This window comes from Thermomonas haemolytica (assembly GCF_004346265.1).
GTDB lineage: Bacteria > Pseudomonadota > Gammaproteobacteria > Xanthomonadales > Xanthomonadaceae > Thermomonas > Thermomonas haemolytica.
Window position 1 is genome coordinate 109,809 of the sequence record NZ_SMAP01000009.1, and the last position, 6,949, is coordinate 116,757.

The following is a 6,949-nucleotide window of genomic DNA, read 5'->3' on the forward strand; positions in this document are numbered from 1 at the left end:
GTCGGGCAGGCGGCCCCGCCATGGACGCACTGCATTGGCAACGGATTTCCCCGCTGCTCGATGCCCTGCTGGACATGCCGCCGGACGCGCGCACCGAACACCTCGCCGTGCTGCGCGCGGAAGACCCGGCGCTGGCGGACGAGCTGCAGCGGCTGCTGGCGCTGGAGGCCGGGGACGCCGGCTTTCTGGATTCACCACCGCTGCAGCTGCCGGCCGGGGCGATCCCCGGCGCGCGGCTGGGCCCGTACCGGCTGGAACGGCTGCTGGGCGAAGGCGGCATGGGCCAGGTGTGGCTGGCGGCGCGCGCGGACGGGCTGTACGAGCGCAAGGTCGCGCTCAAGCTGCTGCGCCCGGGCCTGGCCGATCCGCGCCTGCGCCAGCGCTTCGACCGCGAGCGCGAGATCCTGGCGCGCTTCGCGCATCCGTTCATCGCGCGCCTGCTGGACGCCGGGATCGACCAGAACGGGCAGCCCTACCTGGCGCTGGAATACGTCGAAGGCGAGCCGATCACCAGCTGGTGCCAGTCGCGCCAGCTCGACCTCGCCGCGCGCCTGGACCTGTTCCGCCAGGTGTGCGAGGCGGTCAGCCACGCGCACGCCAACCTCATCGTGCACCGCGACCTGAAGCCCTCCAACATCCTGGTGACCCCGGCCGGGCACGTGCGCCTGCTGGATTTCGGGATCGCCAAGCTGCTCGACGTGCACCCGCTGCCGGTGGAGCAGACCCGCACCGGCGTGCGCGCCTTCACCCTGCACTATGCCGCGCCGGAGCAGATCCGCGGCGAGCCGGTCACTACCATGACCGACGTGTATTCGCTCGGCGTGGTGCTGTACGAGCTGCTGACCGGCAGCAAGCCCTACCGGCTCAAGCGCCAGACCGATGCGGAATGGGAGGAGGCGATCCTCGACGGCGAGCCGGTCAGGCCCTCGCAGGCCGCGGCCCAGGCCGACCCCGAGGCCACCCGCCCCTACACCCCGGCGCGGCTGGCGCACGCGCTGGCCGGGGACCTCGACAACATCGTGCTGAAGGCGCTGGCGAAGCGGCCGGAGCACCGCTACGTCTCGGCCGAGGCGCTGTCGCAGGACCTGCTGTGCCACCTGCGCGGACGCCCGGTCTCGGCGCGCGGCCAGCGCATGGGCTACCGCCTGCGCAAGTACCTGCACCGCCACCGCTGGGCGATCAGCGCCACCGCCAGCGTGCTGCTGGTGCTGCTCGCCGCGCTGGGCGTGGTGGCCTGGCAGGCCCAGCGCGCGCTGCGCGAAGCCGCGCGCGCGCAGGCGATGCAGCGGTTCGTGGCGGAACTGTTCCAGGACGCCGGCACCTCGGCCAATACCCCGATCGACCTGCGCAGCCTGCTGGACATGGGCATCCTGCGCGGCGAGCGCAGCCTGGCGCGGCAGCCGCAGGCGCGCGCCGAGCTGTACGGGGTGGTGGCGCGGCTGCGGCTGGGGCTGGGCGATTACCGCGAGGCGGATGACCTGCTGCAGCGCCAGGCGCGGCTGCTGGCGGTGCTGCCCGAGGCTCCGGCCAGCCTGCGCCTGGAAGCCGCCACCCTGCGCGGCAACACCCGCCAGCAGCTGGGCAATCCGGCGGCCTGCGTCGCCTTCATGCAGCCGCAGGAGACGTTGGCACGGCAGGAAGAGCAGCATCTGCCGCTGCCGGCGGCGGCCTTCTTCAACCAGCTCGGCCGCTGCCGCCACGCGCTGGGCGAGGACGCCACCGCGCAGCACCTGTTCGCGCGTGCGCTGGCGCTGCGCCAGCGGGAGGGTGACGATGCGGGCGTCGCCGAGACCACTCTCAACCAGGCCCAGCTGCAAGCCGATAGCGGCCGCCCGGCCACCGCCCTGGCCACCCTGCGCCAGGGCCTGGCGCGGCTGCAGAAGGCCGCTGGCCCGCAGCATCCGCAGGCGATCGAGATGCTGCGCACGGCCTGCGCGGTCGAGCGCACCCTGGACGATCTCGATGCCGCCGTGGGCGACTGCCGCGCCGCGCTGGGGCTGGCGCAGGCGCTGCATGGCGACAACCACCGCGCCACCATCGACGCCAACCGCCAGCTGGCGGCGCTGTACCTCGACCTCGGCCGATTGTCGGAGGCCGAGACCATCTTCCTCGACGCCACCGCCTGGCTGCGCGCGCGCCTGGACCCGAACCATCCGGACCTGGCGCGCGCCTACAACAGCCTGGCGATCACCGCCTGGGAGCGCGGCGACATCGCACGCGCACTGAGGTTGCAGCAGCAGGCCGTGGCGGGGTGGCGGCAGTCCGGCAATACCGGCCTGCTGGCCAGCGGGCTGTTCAACCAGGCCCTGATCCTGCACGGCGCCGGCCGCGACGACGAAGCGCTGGCACCCGCGCGCGAGGCGCTGCGCCTGCGCCAGACCGGCCATCAGCCTGGCCTGGTGGGCGACAGCCAGCGCCTGCTTGGCGAGATCCTGTGGGCGCGCGGCGAGCACGGCGCCGCACTGGCGATGCTGGAGGCGGCGGTGCGCGCCACCCGCGCCGGCTTCGGCCCCGACCATTCCCATACCCGTCGTGCCGAGATCGCGCTGGCGCGCGCGCGCGCGCTGCAAGGCGACCAGGGCGCGGTGCTGCGCCTGCAGCGGCTGGCGCAGGCCCATGGCGACAGCCTGGAACAGCGCAAGGCCGCGTGGCTGGCGCGCGCCTACGCGGCCGCGCTGGGCTGCGCGCAGCAGCCACGGCAGGCGCGACTGGCGCTGGATGCCACCCTGACCGACATGCAACTGGCGCTGCCCGAAGGCGGCGCGCTGCCGCGCGAGGTGCAGCAGCTGCGCGCGCGCTGCGGCGCGCCGGCCGCAGGCTAAAAGCAGGCGACGCGAACGATCAACCGCGCGCTACAGCGGCAGCGGCGCCTGCAGCGGCTCGATACTGCCTTCGCCGCGCATCACCTTCTTGAACTCCTTGCGCGACACCGAGACGTAGCGCTCGTTGCCGCCGATCTCCACCTGCGGCCCGTCCTGCAGCGCGCGCCCGGCGGCGTCCACGCGCACGGTCATGGTCGCCTTGCTGCCGCTGTGGCAGATGGTCTTGATCTCCTGCAGCTCGTCGGCCCAGGCCAGCAGGTACTGGCTGCCCTCGAACAGCTCGCCGCGGAAGTCGGTGCGAAGGCCGTAGCACAGCACCGGGATGCGCAGCGCATCCACCACTTCGGACAATTGCCACACCTGCGCCTTGGTGAGGAACTGGGCCTCGTCCACCAGCACGCAGTGCAGCGCGCCGCGCGCGGCGATGTCTGCTTCCACGATGCGCTGCAGGTCGTCGTCGCGGCCGAACGCGATGCCGTCGGCCTGCAGCCCGATCCGCGAGGCCACGGTGCCGCTGCCGGCGCGGAAATCCAGCTTCGGGGTGAGGATGGCCACCCGCATCCCGCGCTCGCGGTAGTTGTAGGCCGACTGCAGCAGGGTGGTGGTCTTCCCCGCGTTCATCGCGGAGTAGTAGAAGTAGAGCTTCGCCATGCACGGATTCTACCGGCGCACAAGGCTGGCATGCGCCGCGCCGTGCTTCGACAATGGCACCGATGTCACGCGATCCCCTCCACGGCCTCAACCCCCCGCAGCGCGCCGCGGTCCTGCACGTCGATGGCCCGCTGCTGGTGCTGGCCGGCGCCGGCAGCGGCAAGACCCGGGTGATCGTGGAGAAGATCGCGCACCTGGTGCAGAGCGGGCGCTACCCGGCGCGGCGGATCGCGGCGATCACCTTTACCAACAAGTCCGCGCGCGAGATGCGCGAGCGCGTCGGCAAGCGCCTGAAGGGCGAGACCGCACAGGAATTGACGGTATCCACCTTCCACGCGCTGGGGCTCAAGATCGTGCAGACCGACCACGCCAAGCTGGGCCTGCGCCGCGGCTTCTCGATCTTCGACGCCGACGATTCCGCTTCGCAGGTCAAGGACCTGCTGCCGCCCGGCAGCAAGCCCGACGCGGTGGCGGCGATGCAGCAGCTGATCAGCCGCGCCAAGAACGCCGGGCTGTCGCCGGAGCAGGCGGCGGAGGCCGCGCGCAGCACCCGCGAGCGCGAGGCCGCGGCGCTGTACGCGCGCTACCAGCAGCGGCTGGCCGCGTTCAACGCGGTGGATTTCGACGACCTGATCCGGCTGCCGGTGCAGCTGCTGGAGAACGACGAAGAGGCGCGGATGGGCTGGCGCGAGCGCATCGGCTACCTGCTGGTGGACGAGGCGCAGGACACCAACGACGCGCAATACCGCCTGCTCAAGGCGATCGCCGGCGAGGCGGGCCAGTTCACCTGCGTGGGCGACGACGACCAGAGCATCTACGCCTGGCGCGGCGCCAACCCGGACAACCTGCTGGCGCTGGGCAGCGACTACCCGGCGCTGAAAATCATCAAGCTGGAGCAGAACTACCGCTGCTCCAACCGGGTGCTGCGCGCCGCCAACGCGCTGATCGCCCACAACCCGCACGCGCATCCCAAGACGCTGTGGAGCGAGGCCGCCGACGGCGAGCGCATCCGCGTGTGGGAATGCCGCGATGCCGCGCACGAGGCCGAGAAGGTGGCGGCGGAGATCCAGTTCATCGCCAAGCAGCATGCCGCCGCCGACGGCAGCCTGCCGTGGGGCGAGTTCTGCATCCTGTTCCGCGGCAACCACCAGAGCCGCGCGCTGGAGAAGGCGCTGCAGCTGCTGCGCATCCCCTACCACCTCAGCGGCGGCACCGCCTTCCTCGACCGCGGCGAAGTGAAGGATGCGCTGGCCTGGCTGCGCCTGCTGGCCAACCCCGACGACGACGCCGCCTTCCTGCGCGCGGTGCAGTCGCCCAACCGTGGCGTCGGCGCCGGCACCCTGGCGAAACTGGGTGAGCTGGCCCACCAGAAGCACCTGCCGCTGGCCCGCGCCGCCGAGTCCATGGCGGTGGCGCAGCAGCTGCCGGCGCGCGCGGCCAACGCCCTGCAGGGCTTTTCGGCGATCGTGCAGGGCCTGCGCGCGGACGCCCGCGCGCTGCCGCCGGCCGAGCTGGTGCGCAGGCTCAACGAACGCTCCGGCCTGCTCGCCGCGCTGCGCGCGAGTTGCAAGGACGAAGCGCAGTTCAAGATGCGCCGGCGCAACCTCGACGAGCTGGCCGACTGGTTCGACGGCCCGAAGACCAGTGGGCCCGGCGAACTGGCCGCCGCGCTGGCGCTGCTCTCGCACGCCGACAAGGGCGAGGCCGGCAACCAGGTGCGGCTGATGTCGATGCACGCCTCCAAGGGCCTGGAATTCCGCTTCGTGTTCATCGTCGGGCTGGAGGACGGCAACCTGCCGCACGAGGCCAGCCTCGAGGAAGGCCGCATCGACGAGGAGCGCCGCCTGTTCTACGTCGGCATCACCCGCGCCAAGGAACGGCTGTGGCTGTCGTACGCGAAGGAAGCCCAGCGCTGGGGCGACAAGCTGCGGCTCCGCCCCAGCCGCTTTCTCGGCGAGCTGCCAGCCGGGGAGCTGCAGCGCGATGGCGCCGACCCCGAGGCCGAGGCCGCGCAGCGGGCCGAGCGCCGCCGCGCCAGCTTCGCCGACATCCAGGCCCTGCTGGCGGACTGACCCGGCCGCGGCCGGGTGCCCGCAAAGGATGGTCTGAACAACGCCATCCAGGCGTTGTCAGCCCGCGCCGAGTCCGGCACAGGTCCGGACTCGGCTCACACGCATCAATCACTTGCGTGATTGATGCGTGGCCGGCCATCCATGGCCGGCGGGAACCTCTGAATTGATCAGAGGCTCCCAAACACGGCGGTCATTTTCCGGCCGTACAATCGGCCGCATTCGTCTTTCCGGAGTCCGCCATGCGTTCCCCCTTCGCTGTTTCCGTGCTGGCCGCCGCGCTGGCGCTGTCCGCCTGCCAGAGCGTGCCGCAGGCCGCGCAGCCCCCCGTCGTCGCGCCGGCGCCGGTCGCAGCGGCCGCGCCTGCTTCCACGCCCGCGCCCGCCGCGCTGCCCAACGACAACCTCAACGCCACGGTGTGGATGCAACAGACGGTGGAATACGCGGCCGTCACCCAGACCGTGTACCGCGCGGCCGAGGCGCGCCTGGACCAGGCCCTGAAGGACAAGACCTGGGATGCGCTGGTGCCGGAGGAACGCGAGAAGCCGGCCGCCGCCCTGCCGCCCGCGGTGATCGTGGACGTGGACGAGACCGTGCTCGACAACTCGCCCTACCAGGCGCGCCTGGTGCGCAGCGGCGGCGAATACGACGAAGCCGGCTGGGCCGACTGGGTGCATGAGCGCAAGGCGCGCGCGATCCCCGGCGCGGTGGCCTTCGCCCAGGCCGCGGCCGCACGCGGCATCACCGTGCTCTACATCTCCAACCGCGCGGTGGACCTGGACGCCGACACCCTCGAAAACCTGAAGTCGGAGGGCTTCCCGATCAAGGACGCCAGCGTGTTCATGGGGCTGGGCACCTTCGTGCCGGGCTGCGAGCAGAACGGCACCGAGAAGGATTGCCGGCGCCGCCTGGCCAGCCGCAGCTACCGCATCCTGCTGCAGGTCGGCGACCAGCTGGGCGATTTCGTGCAGATCCTCAGCAACACCCCGGAAGGCCGCGCCGCGCTGTTCAAGCAGTACCGGGACTGGTTCGGCCAGCGCTGGTTCATGCTGCCCAACCCGAGCTACGGCAGCTGGGAGCCGGCGATCTTCAACAACGACTGGACCCAGCCGGCCGACGTGCGCCGCAAGGCCAAGCAGGATGCGCTGAAGATCGAGTACTGAATCAATCAGTTATCCGTCATTTTTGATGCTTGAAATGAATTTTGCGGGGCGCTAGGCTCGTCCCATCCGGGACTGCCCGGAACCCCGCCACAACTGCTGTCCTCCGGCTTCGCCGGATTTGAAGGAGGCCCAGGGCCTCCTTTTTCTTGGGTAATTCCTAGCCTTTCCGGACCAAAGTTGGCTTGAGTTCCTGGATCGACGTCTGCTTGAGAAGCTTGTAGATCAAGGGTTTCAGGTCTTCGCC

5 protein-coding genes are annotated in these 6,949 nt (G+C 71.3%); 3 read left to right on the forward strand and 2 right to left on the reverse strand.

All coding sequences use genetic code 11. The annotated features are described in order from the left end of the window. Positions 1 to 20: 20 nt before the first annotated feature. Positions 21 to 2,822, forward strand: coding sequence for a serine/threonine-protein kinase (locus tag EDC34_RS12485; RefSeq protein WP_114960792.1), 2,802 nt, complete (start codon positions 21 to 23; stop codon positions 2,820 to 2,822). 30 nt (positions 2,823 to 2,852) lie between these two features. Here EDC34_RS12485 and EDC34_RS10775 read toward each other — a convergent pair whose 3' ends face one another. Then, the gene (locus EDC34_RS10775; RefSeq protein WP_114960793.1) at positions 2,853 to 3,473 is read right to left on the reverse strand and encodes a thymidine kinase; all 621 of its coding nucleotides are present in this window, start codon (positions 3,471 to 3,473) and stop codon (positions 2,853 to 2,855) included. Between the two features lie 62 nt (positions 3,474 to 3,535). Here EDC34_RS10775 and EDC34_RS10780 point away from each other — a divergent pair, with 62 nt between their 5' ends. Together EDC34_RS10780 and EDC34_RS10785 are read left to right on the forward strand one after the other, a co-directional pair. Further along, positions 3,536 to 5,545, forward strand: a complete 2,010-nt coding sequence (locus EDC34_RS10780) for a UvrD-helicase domain-containing protein (protein WP_114960794.1) — start codon at positions 3,536 to 3,538, stop codon at positions 5,543 to 5,545. Between the two features lie 239 nt (positions 5,546 to 5,784). Next, positions 5,785 to 6,705 (forward strand): 5'-nucleotidase, lipoprotein e(P4) family, encoded by a 921-nt coding sequence (locus EDC34_RS10785; RefSeq protein ID WP_114960795.1) that lies wholly within the window; start codon positions 5,785 to 5,787, stop codon positions 6,703 to 6,705. Between the two features lie 5 nt (positions 6,706 to 6,710). Here the strand turns inward: EDC34_RS10785 and EDC34_RS12315 are convergent. Beyond that, positions 6,711 to 6,949, reverse strand: a 239-nt coding sequence (locus EDC34_RS12315) for a hypothetical protein (RefSeq protein WP_207899935.1), incomplete at its 5' end; no start/stop codon positions are given.